Origin of the sequence: Nostoc sp. NMS7 (assembly GCF_017115085.1) — a bacterium.
GTDB lineage: Bacteria > Cyanobacteriota > Cyanobacteriia > Cyanobacteriales > Nostocaceae > Nostoc.
In genome coordinates this window covers 1-24554 of sequence record NZ_JABXKJ010000057.1, presented here as the reverse complement: position 1 = coordinate 24554, position 24554 = coordinate 1, and the positions used below count along the sequence as shown (strand labels likewise).

Below are 24554 nucleotides of genomic sequence, written 5' to 3'. Positions count from 1 at the left end.
TATGCACGGTTCTTAGGGGAGGGGAGAGTGGTGACACTCAAACCTTACCCGACTATCCCCCATCGACTCAACCAATTACCCAAAACAAAAATCTCACCCTGTCCTGACTTTAATCCCTCTCCTTGGTAAGGAGAGGGACAGGTTCTGCTACGCAAAACCAGGGTGAGGTTTTGTTAAGCTATTCGATAAACCGTAAATTGCGTCTAGAAAGACTTGTGTGTACACCGTAGCCTTGTAGGGGGAAGAATGGAAGTCAGGTTTCTAGATAAGAGTGAAAAGTCAGATATCAGGCTACCTATTTTTTTTGAGTTCGTGCATACTTCTCACGATCTTTGTGACTAAATTTCTGGGTGTAAATCTGACGCTTTCAGTCAATATCTTATTTCTCATCCCAGGAACGATAACAGTTTTGTTTGTCATTAAGCCCTGATAACCAATCCTAGCAACGGTTTCTGTCTCCATCATTCTCTTGATGCGAGCAATTTTTGAATCTTTCATTGCAGCTGTTCGTTGAAATTCCGATGCTGGTGGCCTTGGACAAAGAACAGTCACGCTGACACCTGTGCCCTCTAATTCATTAGCGATCGCTTCCGAAAATGATAAGACATAGGCTTTAGTAGCGAAATAAACTGCCATTAAAGGTCCTGGTTGAAAAGCAGCGGATGAGGCCACATTTAATATTTTTCCATAGTTTTGCTCGATCATATCCTTGAGGAATAACTTAGTTAAATGAGTCAGACTCCCTATATTTAGCTGTAGCATTTTCAGGTCAAGGGTGAGGTCTGTTTCGTTAAATGCTCCATAAGTACTAAAGCCAGCATTGTTAATCAGTACATCAATTTTGATGGATGCTTGCTGTAGTTCGGTGAAAATTTCTTCTGGGGATGTTGGGATAGATAAATCCTTAGCAAAAATTTTCACAAAAATACCAAATTTTTGCGGAAATTCATCTATAATCTCATTAAGTTTTTCTTCATTATTATCCACTAAGACAAGATTATAATTATGACGAGCAAAAATCTGGGTTAATTGATAGCCTATTCCACTAGCCGCTCCTGTAATTAGGGCAGTTTTTTTTCCCCGACTTTCTGATATTTTATTCATGTTACAAAAATGGTTAGCTTGAGTTAACTAATTTAAGTTTTATAAATTTAGCTACACTAATATATAATATTTGCTGTAGCTATTTTTATGGTGAAAAAAAAAGATGCTATCCACCTGAAATGAGTATGCTTCAATTAAGCATATTAGGCGCAAATATAAAAATCTGTATCTATATAAACAAGAGCAAAAATATTTAATCTCGTCATCAATGCCACAGCATAATTCCGTTGCTATAACTGACGTGCAAGCAGCACAAGAGCGAATTTTGGGTATTGCCCACCGCACACCTGTGCTGACTTCTAGAATCGTTAACGATCGCACCAATAGCCAAGTGTTTTTTAAGTGCGAAAATTTTCAACGCACAGGATCATTTAAATTTAGAGGTGCATACAACGCACTCATACAACTGCCTATTCCAGAAAAACAAAGGGGTGTCGTTACTTTTTCTTCTGGGAATCATGGACAAGCAGTAGCGCTTGCCGGAAAATTGTTAAAAATTCCTACTACGATTGTAATGCCAGAGGATGCTCCCTCTGTTAAGCAAGCCGCTACTGGTGATTATGGTGCAGAAATCGTTTTGTATGACCGCCAAAAAACAGATAGAGAACAATTCGCTGATCTTCTTTCCAGAGAAAGGAAGATTACACTCATTCCGCCTTACGATCATCCGCGCATCATCGCCGGACAAGGGACAACTGCTTTAGAACTGATCCAAGAAGTTGGTGAGTTGGACTTATTATTAGTTTGTTGTGGCGGTGGCGGATTACTTTCAGGGTGTGCGATCGCAGCCAAAGCACTTTTACCCAATTGTAAAGTAATCGGGGTAGAACCAGCACTTGCCGACGATGCTACCCGCTCCTTTCACAGCAAAACGCTGCAAACTGTCAAAAATCCTGATACCATCGCCGATGGTGCCCGGACTCCTAGCCTTGGTCAAATTACCTTCCCCTTAGTGCTGCATTACGTCGATGATATGGTGACGGTATCGGAAGAAGCGATTCTTCGCACCATGTTTTTCTTGTGGGAACGTCTAAAAATTGTAGTTGAACCCACTGGAGTACTTGCAGCAGCAGCCTTACTCGAAGGTGTGGTGACAGCACCAGAAACGAGGATTGGTGTGATTATTAGCGGTGGAAATGTAGATTTGGCGCAAGTTGGTAAATTGTTTTCTGTGGGATTGTAATTAACGTGAGTCTCACAAGAGATTGCCACAAGAAAGGGAGGTTACTGCCTCCCTTCTACTTTTTATCAGTCTAGTCTATTAAGTGCTAATCTCTGAACTGAGAGTAATTTATTAGCGATAGTCATACTGATGTCTCTCACGCCATTCACGTCTCTCATGTTCTCTACGTCGCCATTCACGGCGCTCACGTTCTTCACGCTCTCTACGTATTAATGCTAGTCTTTCATGTTCTCGTTCGCGCCACTCCTGTCGGTGATCGTTTCCAAAAATTACTTCTACTTGAGCAGATGCACGCTCTGCTAAAAGACTCGAAGTTAGCAAAACGCCTAATAAACAAGATGAGAGAATTCTTTTCATGTTCATAAAGCCATACCTTTTATTGAACCAGAAATCTATAGCTTTAGACTTAGTTCTTTTAGAAAAGGTTCCATTAGGGGAGACTTTTTCACTCCCATAGTCAGAAATTACACGTTTTAGCTCTTTTTGTGGAATAGATTTTGTCTTCAAAGCTACGGTCAGCTTTACCTTCACCATCAGCAAAGAGTGAGGACTAACCAGTACCACCTAAAAAAGATTGATGATTTTGCGATCGCTATCATCTTTGAAATTATCCGGGCGGTGGCGCGATGGATTTTTATGGGGATGTCATTCTCCACCCAGATAAGCCAATTGCTGAATTAAAACCAATTAAAATCAGCAACACCCATTGGTTTATATTCCGCAAAATTTACAGTGCCTAATGATTTTGATACACCTTTGCCTGAGGAGATTTTAAATGCATTTGAGACCAAACGAAAATTCTCCTAGATACTCATATTTTAGTATTAGCAAGCTATATAGATCACTCTACTTAATGGTTCATGAATAACAAGATTCCCAACTTTTTAGAAAAGTCGAAAATCTGAGCATTTCGATTACTCGTTCGTGAATCCGTTCAATTCATCATTTGGTTCATCACTCATTTCCGGTACTAAAGCTGGGTTACTTTTACGTTCTTGTGGTGATTGCTCCCGGATCACATCGTCTATTGGACGAGGGTGTTTGATTTTGTCGAGTAACTCTGGACTTAGTTGCGAGGGATCGCCTTCTGGATTCGACTTTTCAGCTTGACTAGGAACTGTTTCCTTATTCATGACTATTTCCCCAAACTTATACACCAAGCTTAAGTTGTTCTGTGGTGAGGTACACACTATCTTGAGACTTATTTTAGATCATGCTAGGGAAGAAAGGCGATCGCGTAGCCCGCCCTTGACATCGCGCCTTGTAGACTAAAGATGATTCACTCATTTTGCGATCCCTATCATGCGCGAGAAATCGAAGAGAATTCAACATCGACTGGAAGCGGTGATAATGGATGGTTTCTAGGAAGCAAAATATGGAATCGCGGTTCAATTCATTCTGACATTTGGCGAGGGACTGCGGCAGAACTAGCTAAAAGAGATGCTATTGGTATACATCCTGTTGGCGGTTGGTGGAAATATAACCCAAACTTGGAAGGATGGAATCAAACCGTCAGATATGCCCTTATTGTGTCAATTCGGGTGATGGACAGTCTTAATGTAGATATTTATACTCCTATTTCTATTTCTAACAAAATTCAGCAGATTGTACCTATTAATATCGAGGGTTAGGTAAAATCATTTTGTGAAAGTTGCGATCGCTATGAGGAAGCCCAAGTAAATTTCAACAACCATCCCAGCTTGGGGTGGGTTACAAGTAGTGTTGAATCTTGATCTCAATGGGAGGTGAAAGGCGCACTTCGTTCGGCATTATCCTGAATGTTTGCAGGTATATAGGAATTGGGGTAGGGTTATATATTGAGCCTCCTACTCTAATCAAAGAAAGTCGCCTACATTAAGTCTATGGATCAGTAGTGAACAAATAATTTGTCGCTTTACCAGGTCAACAAATAAAATGTCGCTGCGATCAAATAATTTGTCGCTTTACAAAAGAATCGGGATGACTGGATTTGAACCAGCGGCCCCTTCGTCCCGAACGAAGTGCGCTACCAAGCTGCGCTACATCCCGCCATAAAAATGGCATTGTAAATATAAGAATATCACAACCTGGCGTAAAAGACAGAATTACATCTATATATGATCACTTCATCAAAGGCTTTGCTTGCTACGATTAAATTTGTATAACTTTAGTGGTAAAAGCGGATTGTGACTGTAAAACCAGACTGGTTGCGGGTGAAAGCACCTGGGCGTGAGCGCATCGGTAACGTCAAAGAAATTTTGCGGGATTTAGCCCTCAATACAGTTTGTGAGGAAGCATCCTGTCCGAATATTGGTGAATGCTTCAAGGCTGGGACTGCCACATTTTTGATTATGGGTCCGGCTTGTACACGCGCTTGTCCCTACTGTGATATAGATTTTGAGAAAAAACCCAAACCACTAGATCCCACGGAACCTCCACGACTGGCGTCAGCTGTTCGCCGCATGAAACTAAATCATGTAGTAATCACTTCTGTAAACCGAGATGACTTGCTTGATGGTGGTGCATCTCAGTTTGTCGCGTGTATTCATGAGGTTCGCTCTGTTTCACCCGACACCACAATTGAGGTGCTAATTCCTGACTTATGCGGTAATTGGGATGCTCTAGAGATAATTTTACAAGCTGCGCCAGAGGTATTAAACCATAATACGGAAACTGTCCCACGCCTATATCGCCGGGTGCGTCCCCAAGGAAACTACGATCGCACATTAGAATTATTGCAGCGAACTCGCCAAGTTTCTCCTAGCACATACACCAAATCCGGGATCATGGTTGGACTCGGTGAAACTGATGCCGAAATCCGCCAAGTTATGCAAGACTTGCGAACTGTAGATTGCGACATTTTGACAATTGGGCAATACCTCCAACCGAGTCAAAAACACTTGCAAGTAAATGAGTTTATTAACCCAGAACAATTTGCTGCTTGGAAGGCATTCGGCGAAGGAATCGGATTTTTACAAGTTGTTTCTTCACCCTTGACAAGAAGCTCATATCATGCTGAACAAGTCAGAGAATTAATGGAACGTTACCCCCGCTCAAAAGTTAGGAGTTATGAGTGATGAGTTATGAGTGAGCAGATGTACTCCAACTCAAAACTTTCTGTTGCAATTCTGGGTGCAGGTGCTTGGGGTGCATCTCTGGCAAATCTAGCAACGGCAAATGGTCATCAGGTGCGTGTCTGGTCGCGTCAAGGTTCCCAAATCCAAGCAGTTTTAAAAGATGTCCAAATAGTTCTGTCTGCTATCTCGATGATTGGTGTGAGAGATGTTGCTTCCCAAGTCCACTCTTTCCCTCTTTCTCCAGAGACAATTTTTGTGACGGCGACCAAAGGCTTAGACCCTCAAACTACCTGCACGCCGTCGCAAATTTGGCAAACACTATTCCCTAACCATGCGGTGGTTGTTTTGTCTGGGCCTAATTTATCGAAAGAAATTCAAATGGAATTACCAGCAGCAACGGTGGTAGCCAGTAATATTCCCACGGCGGCGGAAGTAGTGCAGTTAGTATTTTCCTCTCATCGTTTCCGGGTATATACCAATCCCGACCCTTTGGGGGTGGAACTGGGGGGAACACTGAAAAATGTGATTGCGATCGCAGCTGGTGTGTGCGATGGTTTACAACTGGGAACTAATGCCAAAGCTGCTTTAGTCACCCGTGGACTTACAGAAATGGTTCGCATCGGCAATGACTGGGGTGCAAAGACAGAAACATTTTATGGCTTATCTGGTTTAGGAGATTTGCTAGCAACCTGCAATAGTCCCTTAAGTCGCAATTATCAAGTCGGCTATCAGCTAGCTGGTGGTAAGTCACTTACAGAAACTCTCGCAAATTTACAAGGAACTGCTGAAGGAGTGAACACTTGTCGCGTTTTGATGCAACGAGCCAAGCAACAAAACATAGCTGTCCCGATTACCGAGCAAGTTTATCGGTTACTTCAAGGTGAAGTCACACCCCGCCAAGCACTTGATGAACTGATGTTGCGAGATATCAAGCCAGAGTACAACTATTAGTTAGTAGTCTCTCAAGTTGAAATTGACGGGTTGATAGTGACACCAGGACACGGGAACGCGGTGACACAGTGAAATTTTCATTTTCCGCGTCTAGTGAAGTTCCAAGCGCCGGAATTTTCTCCGTGTCCTACCCTCTTTGCGTCGATATAATTTTTGCGGTTAGGGATTTCCAACAAAGAAATTACTACTACTTATTGTGGGGTGGGCATCTCGTCCGCCCATAGCTTAAGGCGGGCAAGATGCCCACCCCACAATAAGTAGTTGAGTATTTTTTTATTTGTCAGTCCCTTAATACTAATCACTTCCCTGATATCCATTAGTTATACTTATACCTTAATAATCCTGAGAAAAAATTGGTAAATCGTCAGGATATTACTTTTGTGCCATGTAAATGTGACTATGCCAATTATAAAGATGACATTCACTGAAGGATGTTTATACTGTGTTACAAAAGTTCCTATCAAGAATCATTAGGGTTGAAATGTTAACTAAGTAGTTTAAATATTGAAAACCTAGCTGCAGATTTGAATAGCTATTGGTTTAATCAAAAGTTTAGCAGCCGATTAAGTTCAGTAATACTGTATCAAATGAAACCATTACAGCTAATTTGTAAAAAAAATTGTAATGGAACGTTCAACCGTGTTAGTTCATCGTAAATCACGGGAACAATAGCAACAGTTGAATAGCTGACCGTAATCTAAGCTGACCGTAATCTATTGTTACCTGGAGCCATTGAGACGATCTTTATGCCAGCAACATCTTTTTATGCAGATGCCCCCTACAATACCAAAAAGTCCCGCCAGGCTTTGGATTCTGACCTCACCGTTGATGATAGTGAGTTATCGGTAGATGACCTACAGGAGCTGGAAATGGCTTCTGTTGACCATGCTAACTTTGCTGCTAATAATAACCGCCGTAGTACAGATTTAGTACGTCTATATCTTCAGGAAATTGGTCGAGTTCGCTTGTTAGGGCGGGATGAAGAAGTTTCAGAAGCTCAAAAAGTCCAACGCTACTTGCGGATGCGGATAGTGCTTGCTAACGCCGCCAAGCAAGGGGATGAAGTGATTACCCCCTATCTTCGATTAATTGAAGTTCAAGAACGTTTAACTTCCGAACTCGGACATCGCCCGTCTTTGGAAAGATGGGCTGCGACTGCTGAGATAATTTTAGCGGATCTCAGACCGACTTTGGCAGATGGCAAACGTCGCTGGGCTGAAATTGGCAAGTTGACAGTAGAAGAGTTGGAGCAAGTTCAGTCCCAAGGACTCCAAGCAAAAGAACACATGATTAAGGCTAATCTTCGCCTAGTTGTGTCTGTTGCTAAGAAGTATCAAAATCGCGGTTTGGAATTGTTGGATTTAGTCCAAGAAGGCACACTGGGTTTAGAGCGGGCTGTAGAAAAATTTGATCCCACTAAGGGTTATCGCTTCAGTACCTATGCTTACTGGTGGATTCGTCAGGGAATTACAAGAGCGATCGCTACTTCTAGTCGCACGATTCGCCTACCTGTTCATATTACCGAAAAGTTAAACAAAATCAAAAAGGCGCAACGCAAAATTGCTCAAGAAAAAGGTCGCACCCCAACTCTAGAGGATTTGGCAACTGAGTTAGAGATGACACCGACTCAAGTACGAGAAGTTTTGTTACGGGTGCCTCGCTCCGTTTCTTTGGAAACCAAGGTAGGCAAGGATAAAGATACTGAGTTAGGCGAATTACTCGAAACTGACTGTGTAACTCCAGAAGAGATGTTAATGCGAGAATCTTTACAAAGAGATTTGCATCATCTTCTCTCAGATTTGACTAGCCGGGAGCGCGACGTAATTTTGATGCGCTTTGGTTTGGCAGATGGTCATCCTTATTCTTTAGCAGAAATTGGCCGCGCTCTTGACTTATCGCGGGAACGAGTCCGACAAATTGAATCCAAGGCTTTGCAAAAGCTACGTCAACCCAAGCGACGTAACCTTATCCGCGACTATTTAGAGTCTCTAAGTTAGTCATTTGTCATTAAGTGAGCCAGTGCGGTCTTCTCCCAAGGGGAGACGCTAAAAGCGATGGGGGTTTCCCCCATGAGCAACTGGCGAACCCGCAGGGTCATTTGTCATTAGAAAACTACACTTGGCAAATGACTAGGGACAAAGGACTGATTTTATCGCAGGTTAAAACCCTCTTCAAAGTCAGGACTTACGCAAGAATAGCCAAAAAGAATGATTTTCTTCTTAGGGGCAATTCATGAATTGCCTCTACAGCGTGTAGTTTTGCGTAAGTCCTGAATGTCTCTCGTTCCCATAAAGATATGGGAATGGCTGCTGACGGGGCTGCTGCCTCCAGTTAAATATTGAGTCAGAGACTCAATGAAGGCATTCCCATACTGAGTATGGGAACGAGGAAAAGGACTGATTTGATCCCCAGATGAAGAGTGCTGAGTGCGGTTAAAAGCCTTTTAGAAGCTTGTAGCAAATAATTTGCATTTAATTGTACAAGAGTTTCTCCAGACCTTTGCTCAGATATCTTGAAGGTGGGGATCAACTAAGCAATTCAAAATTCACTCATTCAAAATTCAAGGTTAAGGGATGCAATGATTACAAGTATCCTAACTATTAACTGTATGCAAATTAAATGCACTACACCTTATTACTTGAATTTTGAGCAATATTTGATGAATTGTTCTTAAATATTTAGTATAAATTCTCAATAAGAAATGATTGTTGCAAATTGCTCCGAAGATTTGTTATATTCTCAATTAATGAGCTTTGTTGAGAAATATTAGTATGACTGTTTACACAACTACTTCACTCAAGGCAGAACTGAACGAACGAGGCTGGCGTTTAACTCCCCAGCGCGAAACAATTTTACACATTTTTCAAGAACTTCCGCAAGGTCAACATCTGAGTGCGGAAGACCTTTATCATCGACTAGAAACTGATGGTGAAGGGATTAGTCTGTCAACTATCTATCGGACTTTGAAGTTGATGGCAAGGATGGGACTTTTACGGGAATTAGAACTGGGCGAGGGACATAAGCATTATGAAATCAACCAGCCCTATCCCCATCATCACCATCACCTAATTTGTGTCAGGTGCAACTCAACTATTGAGTTTAAAAATGACTCAATTTTAAAAATTGGGGCAAAAACGGCTCAAAAAGAAGGTTTTCACCTGCTTGACTGTCAAATGACTATCCATGCAGTATGTCCCAAGTGCCAACGGGCACTGATGCCGCTTTAGCACTTGGGTAGATAAGAAGATGAAACTACTCAAATTAACCAAATAAGTGGAATTTTGAGCAGTTCGGAATTTGCTGTTACTGGAGGCAAGTAACCAGTTGGGGACTGATAGTGACAACACCAAAGCGGATGCTAAAAGCGTCCGCTCTTAAGATCCTTGAGACTGATGCCGTAGAATTCTTGGGCTTGTTTAATTGCTTTTTTGGTGTCATCTGCCATCACACCGTTCAGCTTACCTTTATAGAAACCCCGCTCCCGTAGTCGCGTTTGGATTTCTAGGGTATTAAATTCGCTTTTGCTAGTAGTATTAACTGAGCTATATAACTTAGCTCGCGTAGTTGGGCCAGCAACGCCACTTGCGGTTAAGAAATTAGCTGCCTGAAATCTGGTTACAGCATCGGCAGTATAGGGACCATAGTAGCCATTTGGCTCTCCCTCTAAATATCCTGCCTGGATCAATTGTTCTTGAACAATTCTAACTGGCTCACCGCGATCGCCTACACGAAGTTTATCTCGATTGACTACCTTTTTCGGAGCGTCATCTCCATCACCGATACCAACTCCGGGCAATTTACCTAATGTTGCTGGGCCAACAATTCCATCAACGCTTAATTTGTATGAATCTTGGAACCGCTTCACAGATTCTTCGGTAATGGGGCCAAATATTCCTGTGGCATTCCCGTAATAAAAGCCTGCGACTCTTAACCGTTCTTGCAAAAGCCTGACATCTTCACCCTCATCCCCCTTAGCAAGGTAGTTGGGATTGTGGCGCTTGCTGGTGGCTGAACTAGCTGAACTAGTAGTGCTGGGCTTTTTCGCTTGTGTACTTACAGTGGCCTTTTTAGCTTGTGTAGTGTCAGTACTGGGCTTTTTCGCTTGCCAGCTTTCTAATTTTTCCAGGGTGCTTGCTCCAACAATGCCGTCTACTGGTAAACCAGCGGACTTTTGGAAGCGTCGCACAGATTCTTCTGTGGATACATCATATACTTTGGTAACAGAAGCTTGATAAAAGCCTGCTGTTTTCAACTTTTGTTGGAGATTTCTAACAGAAGGACCTTGATCGCCTTTTTCCAGTGCCATAACGCTGTTAAGGGCGCCAAGAATGGACAAAGACAGAGCAAGGGGCAACATATACTTCCAAGCCCTACCAGAAAGCCGATTCCAGTCTGGTGCAGCTGCGTCCTTAAACAAAGAACTGAGGGAGACCAATTCACTGGGTGTACTGTCTTCGTAGGCGAAAGCTAGGTGCAAATACGCAAGATTTTCCATATTTGTTTCTTACACCATTGATTTTTCTTCGATAACTGCTTCAGCTTGATGTACTAGGTTCCTCAAAGCTTCTAGTGTTCTGATATTTACATCCTCCCACAAATTGCGCTTGTGTGCTTCTAATAATCTTTCAGCAATATCACGCAGAGCATAAGGGTTTTTTTCCTGAATAAATTCCGAGACAACTGGATCGAGCAAATAAGTTTCTACTATGCCTTGATACATATAATCTTCGACACATTTTGCTGTTGCATCGTAGGCAAATAGATAATCTACCGTCGCCGCCATTTCAAAAGCACCTTTGTAACCGTGGCGCATGACTCCGGCAATCCACTTGGGATTAACTACGCGAGAACGATACACTCGTGCGATTTCTTCTTTCAGTTGGCGGACTCGCGGTTGGGCGGGTATGGAATTATCACCAAAATAAGTTTGGGGATTTTTTCCCTGTAGAGAACGCACCGCAGCAGTTAAACCACCCTGAAATTGGTAATAATCATCAGAATCGAGCAGGTCATGTTCACGGTTGTCTTGATTATGCAGGACAACTTGCATTTTTGCCAAGCGTTGTTTGAAGGCTTCGGTATTGGGCATTGGGGATGAGGGGGATGTTACTGTTGCTTCCCTTGCTCCCTCATCTCCCCCTGCTCCGCTTGCTGATGAGTAGGCGTAAGAACTCCAGTTGATGTAGGCGCGAGCTAAATCTTGGTCATCTGTCCAGTTTTGTGATTCGATTAAACCTTGAAGTCCGGCGCCGTAAGCACCTGGACGAGATCCAAAGATGCGATAACGCGATCGCACCACTGCTGCTTCTAAAGTTAATCCTTGGCTTGTCCACAAATCAGTTTCTTGGCGAACTGCATCTGCAAGGGGATTTTGTTCTGGCGGTTCATCCAAGTCTGCTATTGCTGACACTGCTTGAGCGAATAACTCAATTAAGTTGGGAAAAGCATCTCGGAAAAATCCCGAAATTCGCAAGGTGACATCTACACGGGGACGCCCCAAAATCGCTAGGGGCAAAATTTCAAAATCCACTACTCGCCGTGCTGCACCATCCCACACAGGTTGGACTCCAAGTAAAGCCAAGGCTTCGGCTATGTCATCACCCCCTGTCCTCATGGTGGCTGTTCCCCACATTGATAAACCTAGTGTTTTCGGATACTCACCATGCTCTTGAGTGTAATATTCCACGAGGGTTTCAGCAGCTTTTCTACCGATATCCCAAGCTGTTTCTGTGGGAATGGCGCGAATATCGACAGAATAAAAGTTTCTCCCAGTTGGTAGAACTTCTGGGCGGCCGCGCGTGGGTGCGCCGGCTGGGGCGCTTGGGACGTATCCGCCATCGAGTCCATGTAATAGGTGGGTGATTTCTTGGTGGGTTTGTTGTAAAGCGGGAAGCAGGCGATCGCGTATCCAGGTAGAGACGCGATGAATCGCGTCTGTGCTGGGGGGAGAGACGCGATTCATCGCGTCTGTACAAGAGTTTTGAGCGATGCCCTGAGCCTGCCAAAAGGTTATTAGTTGTTCTACTAAGAGGGCGGCGTGTTCTTCTAGAACTTCGACAATATCGCCGAGGGTACGGCATTCTGTGCCATTGACTATTGAGTATTCACCACTAGTCATTGACAAATCTGCTGTGAGAGGGTCGAAATCTAGACCCCAATCTTGAGCGATCGCACGGGTAATACCTGAAGAATAGCGATTGGGTATGCGAGCGATCGCTACTATTAAATCTCGTAGCTGGCGTCCTTGAGGACATTGCCCAAAAATGTGCAACCCATCGCGGATTTGGGCTTCTTTCAATTCACAAAGATAGCCACCGATAGAATTCAAAATTAAAGATTCAGAATTAAAAATTTCGGTTTCATTTTGGATTCCTAAATCTAGATGGAGATTTTCTTTGATTACCAGTTCGTGGATGCGATCGCGAATCACTGACAAACGCGAAGGATCTAAACTGTCCGCTTCATAATATTCATCAATTAAATTTTCTAACTGTTGCAAAGAACCGTAGAGTTCCGCACGAGTCATCGGCGGCGTGAGATGATCTATAATCACCGCTTGAGCGCGACGTTTGGCTTGGGAACCTTCACCAGGATCATTCACAATAAACGGATACAGGTGAGGAAGTGCGCCGAAAGCTACTTCTGGATAACAATTGCTAGATAAAGCCACACTTTTACCGGGTAGCCATTCGAGATTTCCGTGTTTCCCCACATGAACTACAGCATCAGCACCAAAACATTCTCTAACCCAATAGTAGAAAGCTAAATAAGCATGGGTTGGTTCTAAATCCGGCGCATGATAATTCAAACTGGGGTCATTATCATAACCCCTTGGTGGCTGAATTCCCACGAAGACATTGCCGAGTTTAATTCCAGGAACGGGCATTGGGCATTGGGCATTGGGCATTAAGTATGGGTTATTCCCCTTGTCCCCCTTGTCCCCCTTGTCCCCCTTATCCCCCTTGTCTCCCTTGTCCCCACTCCCCACTCCCCACCGCTCACTAATACCTTGCTGCACTGCTGGCGGCAAAGAAGCGAAATACTCTTGATACTCTTCCCAAGAAACACTTTGGTGTACCGGACGCCATTCTTGACCTTCGGGATCATTTGTGACGCCAGCTGTCAGCCGTTGAATCAACTCATCTCCTTGAGCAGGTGGATTTTCTACTTGATAACCAGCCTGATGTAAAGCTTGCAGGATTTCTACACAACTAGCTGGAGTGTCGAGTCCTACACCATTGGCGAGGCGGCCATTTCGGTTGGGGTAGTTTGCCAGAATTAGGGCAATTCGCCGTTCTTGGGGTGGTTTGTCACGTAGACGCGCCCAATTTGCTGCGAGTTTAGCAACAAACTCGATGCGATCGCTCACTGGTTCATAAATTACCACATCTGTTTCTAGATGGGGATTACGAGTTTGCACTGTTTTAAAAGACACAGCACGAGTAATAATCCGCCCATCTACTTCTGGTAGCGCCACATTCATCCCAATATCGCGGGGAGAAAGCCCTTGAAACTGTGACTCCCACTGCTCAATTGAGCCACCACTGAGGATTACCTGCAACACAGGCACATCTAATTTTTGCCACAGTTCGGTTTGGGGTGTTTCGGTTTCCAAGCGTGCTAGAGAAAAACTGGTGGTATTCAACAGCACAGTTATTGATTCGGCTTCTTTGGGTTGGAAAAATTCACTCAACTCAACTTGAACATCCGGTTCACGCAATGAAGAAACAAACACTGGCACAGGTTGTAAATTTTTCTCTACCAAAGCTTCGCATAAAGCATCAATTACCTTGGTATTTCCCGCTAAATAATGAGCGCGGTAGAAAAGGATGCCGACTTTGGGCATTGGGCATTGGAAGCCTTGAGGTTCTGAGGTGGATGAACGGAGTTCTGGGGTGGATGAATCCAGTTCCAAGGTGGATGAATCCAGTTCCAAGGTGGATGAACGGAGTTCTGGGGTGGATGAATCCAGTTCCGAGGTGGATGAACGGAGTTCTGAGGTGGATGAATCCAGTTCCGAGGTGGATGAACGGAGTTCTGAGGTGGATGAATCCAGTTCCGAGGTGGATGAACGGAGTTCTGAGGTGGATGAATCCAGTTCCGAGGTGGATGAACAAGATTTTAACTCTCCCTCATCCCCAATTTCCACTCCCATTCGGCTACGCTCACGGCAAGCCCATTCATACAACCCCACACGCGGAATTCGCCGGGGTGGCGCGGGATTGTATGCAGTTGACAAGCAAGTGTCGGCGATAAATTGCAGAGCATTAACGAAATTTTCCACGCCGCCTTCGCTAAAATACTGCCATATCTGGTTAACAACACCCAAAGGGACGGTAGACAGGGAAATTAAATCGGGATCAAAAGCGTCGTCCCCTGGCATTACAATCAGGGTTCTACCATTACGTTGCACAATTTCCTGCACTACTTCTAAGCCATAACCCCAATAGGAACGTCCTCCTAACAGACGCAAAATAATTACTTGGGCAAGTTCTAAAACTTGTTCTCCATAAGTATCTACACTTAATTGTTGCTGCAACTGCAACAGATTAGCGACTCTTAACGCCGGGAAGCTTGTAGGTAATTTTGTTACCGCAGCTGCCAAAGTTTGAATGTCGGTATCAGCAGCCGTAATCAACACGAAAGGCGCGGGAGTTTGTTCTAGAAAAATTAAACCCTCTGACTGATTCCATCCACCCGATGTGCTACTTATACGATGCATAATCCTTTATTACCGTTTTAAACTGTTGGTTACTACACAATGAAAACAAACTTTTTTCCCTGCATTCAGTCCTCTCTTACCAAAATGATTGAAAATGCTTACTTCTCCTGATTTGAGCTTTTCTCGAACCTTGCCTATTTGAGACTATCTCCTAACTCACTCAAGCCAAGAAATAATAGCACCTCCAAACTCAACTACGCTGAGTTCAGAGTGATGATTTAGCTAACCAAAGCACTGAATTTTTTATTTTGATGCTAGGCTAATTAGGATTTTTTCAAAAACTTTCAACACATGCTCATTTCCATTGTCTCTAGTGAAAATGGTAAAGTTGGGGTTAGAGTTGATTTCAATTAACCAATATTGGTTATCTCGGTCTAATACGATATCTAAACCACCATAATCAAGGTCTAATTCTTCAAAAACTGGTTTAGCAAAATTAGTAATCTCTGACAATATTTGTGGATTGTTGATATACTTTGCTTTCGCGCCATCCCAGTGTAGAGGACTGAGATTACCGACAAATTTTGCATCAGTTATATCTTTTTCATAGAGCAAAACTAACTCTTTATTTAAGAAAACCGCTCTATATTCAGATTTAATGTGAATAACTTCTTGAGCAAGAGCGACATAATCATACTTTTTAAAATTGATATTAAAAATTTCTTTTAAAGCAGTTTCAATTTCATCTAGATTCTGACATAAAAAAACGTTATGTCCCCTCGCACCAGAATTCCTTTTAACTATCACTGGAATTTCAAAATTTTCTTTTATTTCTAATACGATATCTTGAATAGTTGGAAATTTCAAGTAAATTTTATATTCGATTTCACAAAAAGGAGAAAGAAAACCTAATGTCCGAGGAAGTTTAACTTTTTTATTTAAAACATGGTAAGTGTATTCTTTGTCTTTTATAAGGTGTGCTACTGCTTGATTAATCAATGGAGTGCTGTAGTTGCAAAAATAATGGGGTTTATTATTGAGTTTTATTTTGATTAAGTTTTCAGCAGGATGAATAATTTCATAGCTGATGTTTAACTTTTCACAAGCTTGGAGCAATAGCGAAATGTTGTCTAACATAAATACTTAAAGTTAAACTTCCTAAGAAAGTTTTTAGATGAATTATTACGGGAGCATCTCAATGAGTGTAAAAAGCCTTGTAAAACCTCACCCCAACCCTCTCCGTGGGTTCGGAGAGGGAGTAAGAATCTTGTTTCTCGTCTGGTATATTTGCTTTCACTGAGATGCTCCCAATTATTAAAAAACTGAATTACGAATTATTTTAAATTGTTGTTTGCCGTTTAAAAATCACTATCTCATTACCAACAACTGGGTTACGCGCTATCAGCCTATCTTGGGAGTCGATAATTTCTAAATGGGTAAAATCAAGTTCTTGAGAGCGTTGTAATATCTTAGCAGCTAGTTTGTCCTGCTGAGATTCTTTGAGAGTGTACCAATCGTCACTAATTTTGACAGTTAGATTACTCGTGCGGAAGTTAGCTTGAGTTGACTTTATCAGACCAGAGGCAATGCGATCGCTAATTTCGACTACCTGATTTTCAATAGCCGCAATCAAGGCTTGTTCTGGTGTCAATTCTCTGGTTGGTGTCGGGGTTGGGGTTGGCGTGGGAATTGGTTCTGGTTCCGGTTTCAGTTCTGGCGGCGGCGTAATTTCCTCTGGTGGCTGTGGTTCTGGTGCAGTTAACTCCGGTGGAGGAGTTATCGTTGGTGTCGGTGCAGGAACCTCCGCAACTGGGGGAACTATTGCTACTTCAGTAGGTTTACCAGTAAAGACAGTTGTAGTTGTCCAAACGAGAATTACAGCAATTCCAGTCACAATTCCCGTCAAAGCTGTATCTGATAACTTTGTTGACAAATTTGATGGTAAAAATAAGCGGATTGTCCTTAACAGTCCACCCCATCGCAACTGAAGCTGCTGGAAAAAACTGGGTGTTTCCTCACTACCAGGTGGGGGTGCTGTCTCCAGTTTCTCCACCGTTACTTCTAAAACTCCAATCGTCCCTTGCAGAAGTTGGATAATTTTAGCCTTCCAAATTGGCTGAACTCTCTGGTAAGGTTTTTGGGGAGGTTGATTTACCTGTTCATCTTGTGACATGGAACTTTCACCAAAAGCAGCGAATCAAAGACAAACAACGTACATTATTAATGGTGCTGCCTCTTTTGCCTTAATGTATCACTTCATTGCTCATTGTTTCCGCTAAACTGACTATTTATTAAATTTGGTGAATTATGAACCTGAAACGCCGTCAATTTTTAAGTAGCCTCACCGCCTTTGGTACAGGATTTTTCGGCTGGATGTTAGTTCGTCAAAATCATCAAAGTGCTGAGATTATCAATTCAACAACAGCTATAGCCGCCAACCCGGCCAAAAAAGACTTGTTATTACGTTTTGTGTCTGTGGCTGATACGGGGACTGGGGCTAAAGGACAGTATGCTGTGGCTAGAGCGATGAATGCTTATCACAAGCAAAATCCTTATGATTTAGTCGTTTTAGCTGGTGACAACATTTATAATAACGGCGAAATTGAAAAAATCGGCGAAGTTTTTGAGCGTCCCTACCAAGCTTTGCTAAAGCAAGGTGTGAAATTTCAGGCTTGTTTAGGTAATCACGATATTCGTACTGCCAATGGTGATCCCCAAGTCAAGTATGTCGGTTTTAATATGAAGGGACGTTACTATACATTTCGCCGTGAAACTGTGCAATTTTTCGCTTTAGATACTAACAGTAATGCTGATTGGGAAAACCAGCTAAATTGGTTACAAAAAGAATTAAGTCTTAGTAATGCTCCTTGGAAAGTGGTGTTTGGACATCATCCGATTTATTCATCGGGTGAGTATGGGACTAATCCAGATTTTATTAAAACTTTTACTCCTCTATTTCAAAAATACGGCGTTCAACTTTACATCAATGGCCACGAACATAGTTACGAACGCACTCGTGCTATTGATGGTACAACTTATTTAATATGTGGCGCAGGTGCAGGCCATCGTCCTGTAGGACGTTCTGAGTGGACAGAGTATTCTACGAGTGATTTAAGTTTTGCTTCTTATCAGGTGTATAAAGATAGAATTGAAGTAAGTGCGATCGCTACTGATGATCGCGTTTTTGATAAAGGCATTATTCAATTAAAATCAGCTTAGTTACATGACTCAGCAAGAACTTGCTTCTGCGATCGCCATGATCGCCTCGCCCCAACAAAACTACTTTACTCCTGAAGAGTACCTCCAAATGGAGGAACAAAACCCTGTCAAACATGAATACATCGACGGCTACATCTACGCAATGGCTGGGGCGCTTGACCCACACGTTACTATTGCTCTTAACCTTGCATCTCTCCTCCGTAATCATGTGCGCGGCTCTGGTTGCCGTGTTTACATCGTTGACATGAAAGCCCGAATTGAATCTCTGAATCGCTTTTATTATCCCGATGTTATGGTTACTTGCGACCAACGAGATCAAGAAACGCCAGCTTATAAAAGATTTCCCTGTTTAATTGTCGAAGTTTTATCTAATTCTACTGAAGCCTTTGACCGGGGCGACAAATTCGCTGATTATCAAACGCTGGAAAGTCTGCAAGAGTATGTTTTAATTAATACAAAACGTCAACGAGTCGAGTGTTTTCGACGCAATGAGCAGAGGCTCTGGGTTTTACAATCTTACACATCAGAACATAAATCATTTCGATTCAATAGCGTGGATTTTGAGGAAACAATGGCAGCACTTTACGAAGATGTAGTTTTTGAATAATCAATTATAATGCAGTATGCTACACGATATTTAGTAAACTATATAACTGATAAGCCTTCAAAGCTTCCTGACCCGGTGGGGGCATTGAGCAAAACAGGCACAATTGATTAAAAAAAGTTATGGCGCTTATAGTTCAGAAATACGGTGGTACATCTGTCGGTTCAGTCGAACGTATTCAAGCTGTTGCACAGCGTGTTTACAAAACGGTTAAAGCTGGAAACTCTCTGGTCGTAGTGGTTTCGGCAATGGGCAAAACCACCGATGGACTCGTCAAACTAGCTAAGGAAATTTCTCGCAATCCTAACCGCCGGGAAATGGATATGCTGCTTTCCACTGGCGAACAAGTAACCATCGCCTTACTGACTATGGCTTTGCAGGAACTCGGACAACCAGCAATTTCCATGACTGGCGCTCAAGTAGGAATTGTTACCGAAGCCGAACACAGCCGCGCTCGGATTTTGCATATTGAAACTACTCGCCTCACTCGTAACATAAATGAAGGTAAAGTAGTTGTAGTAGCTGGCTTCCAAGGCACATCTAGCGCCAAAGAGATGGAAATTACAACTTTGGGGCGTGGTGGTTCCGACACGTCAGCAGTAGCGATCGCAGCCGTATTACGTGCAAGCTTTTGCGAAATTTATACAGATGTTCCCGGTATTTTAACTACAGATCCCCGCTTAGTTCCCGAAGCCCAGTTGATGGATGCCATCACCTGCGATGAAATGTTGGAACTAGCTAGTTTGGGCGCAAAAGTGCTACATCCGCGGGCTGTGGAAATTGCTCGTAACTATGGTGTACCCCTTGTGGTTAGGTCTAGCTGGACAGATGCCCCCGGTACTTGGGTAACATCAGCCAAACCCCAAGGGCGATCGCTGATCAATCTAGAAATTGCGCGTCCGGTAGATAATGTAGAATTTGACACTGATCAAGCGAAGGTGGCTTTATTGCGCGTACCCGATAAACCAGGCGTAGCAGCAAAGTTATTTGGCGAAATTTCTCGGCAAAAAATAGACGTAGATTTGATTATTCAGTCAATTAATGAAGGTAACAGTAATGACATTGCATTTACGGTAAGAACACCAATATTAAAACGGGCAGAAGCAGTAGCAGCAGCGATCGCCCCAGCACTGAGGAGTCAATCTAACCCCAAATTAGACGAAGCTGAGGTAATGGTAGAACATAACATTGCCAAAGTCAGCATCGCCGGCGCCGGAATGATTGGGCGTCCCGGTGTAGCGGCAAAAATGTTCGCCACCTTAGCAGCAGTAGGCGTGAACATTCAGATGATTTCCACCAGCGAAGTCAAAGTAAGTTGTGTGGTCGATGCAGCCGAATGCGATCGCGCCGTAGCCGCACTCCGCACTGCCTTTGAGATTAAAGCAGGGGAAGAAGGGAAGAGGGGACAAGGAAGAATTATTGAAGAAACTCCTCCGGTTCGCGGCGTTGCCCTCGATTTGAACCAAGCGCGTCTTGCTATTCGCCAATTGCCAGATCGTCCGGGGATGGCGGCAAAACTGTTTGGACTATTAGCGCAACATAATATTAGTGTTGATATGATTATCCAATCTCAGCGCTGTCGGGTGATTGATGGTGTTCCCAGGCGAGATATTGCCTTTACAGTCTCGCAGCTGGATGGGGAAAGTGCAAAAGAAATGCTTACCCAAGTAGCAGCAGAATTTGGATGGGGTGAGGTTGTTTTAGATAGTGCGATCGCTAAGGTAAGTATTGTCGGTGCAGGGATGCTGGGACAACCAGGCGTTGCTGCTAAAATGTTTGAAGCTTTAGCCCAACAACAAATCAATATTCAAATGATTGCCACCTCAGAAATAAAAATTAGTTGTGTCGTGGCACAAGAGCAAGGTGTTAAGGCTTTGCAAGCTATTCATACTGCTTTTGGGCTTGCTGGTAGCGAGAAATTTGTCGTGCCGGCGTAAAACCTAACTGATTAGGGGCTGCTGCCTCCAGTGATAAATTGAGTCAGCAGCCCACATCTAATTATATTCCCATGCAGAACATACGAACGAAGAAAGGCTAATCAAGCTAGGTTTTAAGGACTTGTGTGTACACCGTAGCTTTCCGATCAGAGAAGTTAGGTTTTGCCCTCTTCTTTTCTAGATGACATGAAAAGTCAGGTTATGGTAAATATATTCTAGACAATACGCTGTAGCAATCCCCGCATTGATATCATTTGGAATTGCTTAATAAATATTTATATCTTAAAATCACCATTAATAATACGTAAGCTATAATCAAACAATTTATAAATCCTATATTTATATTGATGAATAGTCATTTACTAAATGGACATTATCAAATACTAAAACTTCTCAATGATCGTGAAGATGGGAAAACGTATCTAGTTGAAGATGTTAATTTTCCTGACAGCCAATTTATAGTAAAGCAGTTACGTCCTCCTAGTAGCAATCCTCAAACTTTAACAATCCTACGCCGCTTGTTTGCTAGTAAGGCAGCAACTTTAGAAAAGTTAGGACAGAAAAACGATAAAATTCAAAAGCTAATTGCTTATTTTGAAGAAAATGAAGAATTCTATATAGTCCAAGAATTCATCTCCGGTAATCCTTTAACTGACGAAATTATCCAGGGACAACCTCTGAGTGAAGACCAAGTAATTACTCTGTTATTAGAAATATTAGAAATTTTGGTAATTGTACATAGCTATGGGGTGATTCATCGGGATATTAAACCAGCAAATATTATTCGCCGGGAATCCGATAAAAAGTTAGCTTTGGTTAATGTTGGTACTTTTAATGAAGCCATTACTAATACAGTTGACAATCTCGAATATATGCCTATAGAACAAGTTAACGGCAACCTTAAATATAACAGTGATATATATGCTTTAGGTATGGTTGCGATCGCAGCGCTCAAAGGTTTACCAGCAAAGGAAATATCTAATTTGCGAAGTCAGAAAAATCAGTTGACAGGTGAAATCGTTTGGGATAACAAAAATCTAAAAGTTAACAGAAAATTAGCAAAAATTATTAACAGAATGGTGCGTTTTGACTATCGTAAGCGCTACCAGTATGCAACCGAAGTTTTAAATGACCTGAAAAAGTTAATAAATGTTGAGGATGATCAACAAAAACAGCATCATAAAAAATTATTACTAGTTCTAACGGGGGTAGTTGGCTGTATCATACTTGGTGTTGGAGCATGGCAATTGAGGTCGCCAAAACCTGGAAGTGATGCTGAACTAAAATTATATCAAGAAGGAGTAAATAAATATGATGCTGGAAACTATGAAGGAGCAGTTGAAGATTTCAATCAGGCTATTAAATTAGATCCGCAAAACGCTTTGGCTTATAATAAGCGAGGTGATGCTTATTATCGATTAGGAGACTACGAGCAAGCACAAGCAGACTCTAGCCAAGCCCTTTTGCTCAATCCTCAAGATGCTAATGCCTATTTTGACCGAGGATTTGCTTTTTCGCAATTAGGCAAGTACAAAGAAGCGATCGCTGACTATAACCAAGCGATTAAATTAAATTCTAAGAATGGTTATGCTTACTATGGGCGGGGTTTAGCCCTAGCTCAACTGAAGGATAATAAAGGGGCAATTCGAGATTTTAGCAAAGCGATCGCTCTTAAACCTCGATATACTGAAGCCTACTTGCAGCGAGGGATTGTCCGCCGTCGCCTCAAACTTAGACAAGCAGCAATCCAAGATTTTGATACAGTCATTAAGATTGATCCTAGTGATGCCAAAGCTTATTATCAAAGGGGTTTAACTCAATCTATTAATAAGCAAAAATATGTAGCGCTTAAAGATTACACGGAAGCAATTAATATCAATCCCAAATACATAGAAGCCTATCTTAATCGTGGTGATCTTTACAGTGATCTGGGAGATAACGTCGAAGCTACTGAAAATTACAACACTATTTTAAAAATTGATCCCAAATTTATTCCAGCTTATATCCACAGAGCTATTCACCGCTTTTCTTTCGGAAATTATCAAGGCGCTATTGAAGATTATACCACAGCACTGAAACTAGATCCTAATAATATAACAGCTTACAACAACCGTGGAAACGCCTATCTCGAACTGGGAAATAAAAAAGCTGCAAATCAAGATTATTCCCAAGCGATCGCAATTAATCCTAACAATGCCTTAGCCTACTATAACCGGGGTGTGATTCGCAGCAAACAGAAAAATAAACAGGGTGCGATCGCAGATTTCCAAAAAGCTGCAAAACTATTTCAACAGCAAGGAGAACAAGATAGTTATCAAGATGCACAGAAAGAAATTGCAATTCTGCAACATAATTTAGCACCAGCACCAACTACTCGCCCTAAGTCGAATAATTACTAATTCATAATTAAAGAATGGGTATACTAATTCATAATTTATAATTAATTTGACATTTGATGCGTCGTTGTAGTCAAATAAATTACCGCTCAATATGAGTCACCGGGTTTGATCACGACTCAATTAGGATTCCTAATATGCTAACTCTCCTTACTTTTTTTCAAAATAACGTGGAAATATTCACCAGTAGGGATGTTGATACGGTACTGGAAAAGATTGATGGTTCTCAGAATATTTGGTTGCGCTGTGTTCACTTTCGCGATCGCACTGGGACGGCCAGAATTATCAAGCACTTTGGACTCAATCCATCTCGTGTTAACATGATTTTTAACCATTCCCCTCTAGGAATTGATGAAAACGTAGAAGATTGTTTATTTGACAGCTATGAAATTCTAACTCCTCAAATCAAAAATCACGAGTTTGAGGTTGCGTGTGGCAATATTGTGGTTGGAAATAATTTTCTCATCACTTTTGAAATCACTGAACTAAAAGTTTTAAGTATTCTCGCTAATCATCTCCAAAAGCGAACTCTAGATATTCCCAAGTTGGGAATTGATTATCTTTTTTATCTCATTTTTAAAGATATTTTGAATAATTACGAAACTGTATTTGACTATATTTCTAGAAAGCTTGATGATTTAGAAGATGAAGTTTTAGAGAATTCCGGTGATGAATCAACGTACCAAAGAATTGCCACAATGAGGCAATCTACTCGTTCTGGACGCCGTAATTTTCAAAGCATCAAATCACTTATGGCTATTATGGATCACGAAGATTTCCAATGGATTACCCAGTCGGTGAAGGAACTATTTAATCAAGAATTGGTTCATCAGGTTGATAAACTCTGGCAAGAATATCAAGCTCTCAGAGGCTGGATGTCAGAATTAATGGAAATTCAACGTGATAATATTGCTAGCAAAACCGGTGAACGAATTAATCGTCTGACTATCCTCTCGACGATATTCTTACCAATCACTTTCATGTCTGGTTTCTATGGTATGAACTTCAAATATATGCCGGAATTAGAGCAGCCTTGGGCTTATCCTGCGGTGATCTGCATGATGGCATTAATTGTAATTAGTAGTATTGTCTATGCTAAAAAACAACGTTGGTTGTAGCATCTACAAATCTAATTCCTAATTAAAAAGAGTTTGATTACCCTTCTTCTACAAGCGCGTAAGCTAGCCCAAATCAGCCTTAATGCTGGATACGAGCTGCCAACCCTTTGTACACCCTACGAACTAATGGGAGAGTAGATATGTGGAAAGATGAAATTCTTGAAGAAATTTATAGAATTCGAGAAGAATATGCAAAGTCTTTCAACTACGACTTACAAGCAATTTGTGATGATTTGCGACAAAAGCAAGCTGTAAGTAATCGGCAGATCCAGAAATGTTGAATACTGATACAAAACTTTACATTGTTAGTTACACTGGGTCTCA

20 protein-coding genes and 1 tRNA gene are annotated in these 24554 nt (G+C 42.1%); 13 read left to right on the top strand and 8 right to left on the bottom strand.

Annotated features, from left to right (window positions below; genetic code table 11):
• Positions 1-291: 291 nt before the first annotated feature.
• Entirely contained in the window at positions 292-1104 is an 813-nt protein-coding gene (locus HWQ38_RS04640; RefSeq protein ID WP_292790410.1) for an SDR family oxidoreductase, read from the bottom strand.
• A gap of 208 nt (positions 1105-1312) precedes the next feature.
• Here HWQ38_RS04640 and HWQ38_RS04635 point away from each other — a divergent pair, with 208 nt between their 5' ends.
• Entirely contained in the window at positions 1313-2287 is a 975-nt protein-coding gene (locus HWQ38_RS04635) for a threo-3-hydroxy-L-aspartate ammonia-lyase (RefSeq protein ID WP_292790408.1), read from the top strand.
• 111 nt (positions 2288-2398) lie between these two features.
• On the opposite strand, the gene HWQ38_RS04630 is transcribed toward HWQ38_RS04635, so the two are convergent.
• Positions 2399-2650, bottom strand: coding sequence for a hypothetical protein (locus HWQ38_RS04630; protein WP_292790406.1), 252 nt, complete (start codon positions 2648-2650; stop codon positions 2399-2401).
• 180 nt (positions 2651-2830) lie between these two features.
• On the opposite strand from HWQ38_RS04630, the gene HWQ38_RS04625 reads away from it, so the two are divergent.
• Positions 2831-2968 (top strand): hypothetical protein, encoded by a 138-nt coding sequence (locus HWQ38_RS04625; RefSeq protein ID WP_292790404.1) that lies wholly within the window; start codon positions 2831-2833, stop codon positions 2966-2968.
• A gap of 233 nt (positions 2969-3201) precedes the next feature.
• Here the strand turns inward: HWQ38_RS04625 and HWQ38_RS04620 are convergent, their stop codons facing one another.
• Positions 3202-3420, bottom strand: coding sequence for a hypothetical protein (locus tag HWQ38_RS04620; RefSeq protein WP_292790401.1), 219 nt, complete (start codon positions 3418-3420; stop codon positions 3202-3204).
• A gap of 141 nt (positions 3421-3561) precedes the next feature.
• On the opposite strand from HWQ38_RS04620, the gene HWQ38_RS04615 reads away from it, so the two are divergent.
• Positions 3562-3918 (top strand): hypothetical protein, encoded by a 357-nt coding sequence (locus tag HWQ38_RS04615; RefSeq protein ID WP_292790398.1) that lies wholly within the window; start codon positions 3562-3564, stop codon positions 3916-3918.
• A 323-nt stretch (positions 3919-4241) separates the two neighbouring features.
• On the opposite strand, the gene HWQ38_RS04610 is transcribed toward HWQ38_RS04615, so the two are convergent.
• Positions 4242-4315 (bottom strand) — tRNA-Pro (locus HWQ38_RS04610).
• Positions 4316-4452: 137 nt separating this feature from the next.
• On the opposite strand from HWQ38_RS04610, the gene lipA reads away from it, so the two are divergent.
• The 4 genes from lipA (at position 4453) to HWQ38_RS04590 (ending at position 9521) form a co-directional block, all read left to right on the top strand.
• The gene (gene lipA / locus HWQ38_RS04605) at positions 4453-5343 is read left to right on the top strand and encodes a lipoyl synthase (protein WP_292790395.1); all 891 of its coding nucleotides are present in this window, start codon (positions 4453-4455) and stop codon (positions 5341-5343) included.
• 18 nt (positions 5344-5361) lie between these two features.
• Positions 5362-6294 carry an NAD(P)H-dependent glycerol-3-phosphate dehydrogenase gene (locus tag HWQ38_RS04600; protein WP_292790415.1) on the top strand — a complete coding sequence of 311 codons (933 nt, stop codon included), beginning with the start codon at positions 5362-5364 and terminating at the stop codon, positions 6292-6294.
• A gap of 746 nt (positions 6295-7040) precedes the next feature.
• Positions 7041-8291 (top strand): RNA polymerase sigma factor SigC, encoded by a 1251-nt coding sequence (sigC, locus tag HWQ38_RS04595; protein WP_292790392.1) that lies wholly within the window; start codon positions 7041-7043, stop codon positions 8289-8291.
• Positions 8292-9065: 774 nt separating this feature from the next.
• Entirely contained in the window at positions 9066-9521 is a 456-nt protein-coding gene (locus HWQ38_RS04590; RefSeq protein WP_292790390.1) for a Fur family transcriptional regulator, read from the top strand.
• A gap of 131 nt (positions 9522-9652) precedes the next feature.
• On the opposite strand, the gene HWQ38_RS04585 is transcribed toward HWQ38_RS04590, so the two are convergent.
• The 4 genes from HWQ38_RS04585 to HWQ38_RS04570 all read right to left on the bottom strand — a co-directional run bounded on the left by HWQ38_RS04585 (position 9653) and on the right by HWQ38_RS04570 (position 17129).
• Positions 9653-10789: a peptidoglycan-binding protein gene (locus HWQ38_RS04585; protein WP_292790388.1), complete on the bottom strand. Its 1137-nt coding sequence runs from the start codon at positions 10787-10789 to the stop codon at positions 9653-9655.
• 9 nt (positions 10790-10798) lie between these two features.
• Positions 10799-15016: a cobaltochelatase subunit CobN gene (gene cobN, locus HWQ38_RS04580; protein WP_292790385.1), complete on the bottom strand. Its 4218-nt coding sequence runs from the start codon at positions 15014-15016 to the stop codon at positions 10799-10801.
• Positions 15017-15259: 243 nt separating this feature from the next.
• Entirely contained in the window at positions 15260-16093 is an 834-nt protein-coding gene (locus HWQ38_RS04575) for a YheC/YheD family protein (protein WP_292790383.1), read from the bottom strand.
• Between the two features lie 202 nt (positions 16094-16295).
• The gene (locus tag HWQ38_RS04570; protein WP_292790380.1) at positions 16296-17129 is read right to left on the bottom strand and encodes a hypothetical protein; all 834 of its coding nucleotides are present in this window, start codon (positions 17127-17129) and stop codon (positions 16296-16298) included.
• Between the two features lie 134 nt (positions 17130-17263).
• Between HWQ38_RS04570 and HWQ38_RS04565 the strand changes: the two genes are divergently transcribed.
• From HWQ38_RS04565 to HWQ38_RS04540, 6 genes are all read left to right on the top strand, one after another.
• Entirely contained in the window at positions 17264-18175 is a 912-nt protein-coding gene (locus HWQ38_RS04565) for a metallophosphoesterase (RefSeq protein ID WP_292790378.1), read from the top strand.
• 37 nt (positions 18176-18212) lie between these two features.
• On the top strand, positions 18213-18782 hold the full coding sequence (locus HWQ38_RS04560; RefSeq protein WP_292790413.1) for a Uma2 family endonuclease: 570 nt from the start codon (positions 18213-18215) through the stop codon (positions 18780-18782).
• Positions 18783-18901: 119 nt separating this feature from the next.
• Positions 18902-20716: an aspartate kinase gene (locus tag HWQ38_RS04555; protein ID WP_292790376.1), complete on the top strand. Its 1815-nt coding sequence runs from the start codon at positions 18902-18904 to the stop codon at positions 20714-20716.
• Positions 20717-21063: 347 nt separating this feature from the next.
• Entirely contained in the window at positions 21064-23115 is a 2052-nt protein-coding gene (locus HWQ38_RS04550) for a tetratricopeptide repeat protein (RefSeq protein WP_292790374.1), read from the top strand.
• Positions 23116-23249: 134 nt separating this feature from the next.
• On the top strand, positions 23250-24230 hold the full coding sequence (locus tag HWQ38_RS04545; RefSeq protein WP_292790372.1) for a CorA family divalent cation transporter: 981 nt from the start codon (positions 23250-23252) through the stop codon (positions 24228-24230).
• A 140-nt stretch (positions 24231-24370) separates the two neighbouring features.
• Entirely contained in the window at positions 24371-24511 is a 141-nt protein-coding gene (locus HWQ38_RS04540; RefSeq protein ID WP_292790370.1) for a hypothetical protein, read from the top strand.
• The last annotated feature ends 43 nt before the right edge of the window (positions 24512-24554 follow it).

Bases quoted from the DNA above. Each gene is read 5' to 3' on its own strand.
- HWQ38_RS04640 (WP_292790410.1), bottom strand. From the start codon at position 1,104: ATGAATAAAATATCAGAAAGTCGGGGAAAAAAAACTGCCCTAATTACA.
- sigC (WP_292790392.1), top strand. From the start codon at position 7,041: ATGCCAGCAACATCTTTTTATGCAGATGCCCCCTACAATACCAAAAAG.
- HWQ38_RS04575 (WP_292790383.1), bottom strand. From the start codon at position 16,093: ATGTTAGACAACATTTCGCTATTGCTCCAAGCTTGTGAAAAGTTAAAC.
- HWQ38_RS04635 (WP_292790408.1), top strand. From the start codon at position 1,313: ATGCCACAGCATAATTCCGTTGCTATAACTGACGTGCAAGCAGCACAA.
- HWQ38_RS04565 (WP_292790378.1), top strand. From the start codon at position 17,264: ATGAACCTGAAACGCCGTCAATTTTTAAGTAGCCTCACCGCCTTTGGT.
- HWQ38_RS04560 (WP_292790413.1), top strand. From the start codon at position 18,213: ATGATCGCCTCGCCCCAACAAAACTACTTTACTCCTGAAGAGTACCTC.
- HWQ38_RS04555 (WP_292790376.1), top strand. From the start codon at position 18,902: ATGGCGCTTATAGTTCAGAAATACGGTGGTACATCTGTCGGTTCAGTC.
- HWQ38_RS04570 (WP_292790380.1), bottom strand. From the start codon at position 17,129: ATGTCACAAGATGAACAGGTAAATCAACCTCCCCAAAAACCTTACCAG.
- HWQ38_RS04600 (WP_292790415.1), top strand. From the start codon at position 5,362: ATGTACTCCAACTCAAAACTTTCTGTTGCAATTCTGGGTGCAGGTGCT.
- HWQ38_RS04590 (WP_292790390.1), top strand. From the start codon at position 9,066: ATGACTGTTTACACAACTACTTCACTCAAGGCAGAACTGAACGAACGA.
- HWQ38_RS04615 (WP_292790398.1), top strand. From the start codon at position 3,562: ATGATTCACTCATTTTGCGATCCCTATCATGCGCGAGAAATCGAAGAG.
- HWQ38_RS04540 (WP_292790370.1), top strand. From the start codon at position 24,371: ATGTGGAAAGATGAAATTCTTGAAGAAATTTATAGAATTCGAGAAGAA.
- HWQ38_RS04630 (WP_292790406.1), bottom strand. From the start codon at position 2,650: ATGAACATGAAAAGAATTCTCTCATCTTGTTTATTAGGCGTTTTGCTA.
- HWQ38_RS04550 (WP_292790374.1), top strand. From the start codon at position 21,064: ATGAATAGTCATTTACTAAATGGACATTATCAAATACTAAAACTTCTC.
- HWQ38_RS04545 (WP_292790372.1), top strand. From the start codon at position 23,250: ATGCTAACTCTCCTTACTTTTTTTCAAAATAACGTGGAAATATTCACC.
- HWQ38_RS04585 (WP_292790388.1), bottom strand. From the start codon at position 10,789: ATGGAAAATCTTGCGTATTTGCACCTAGCTTTCGCCTACGAAGACAGT.
- cobN (WP_292790385.1), bottom strand. From the start codon at position 15,016: ATGCATCGTATAAGTAGCACATCGGGTGGATGGAATCAGTCAGAGGGT.
- HWQ38_RS04620 (WP_292790401.1), bottom strand. From the start codon at position 3,420: ATGAATAAGGAAACAGTTCCTAGTCAAGCTGAAAAGTCGAATCCAGAA.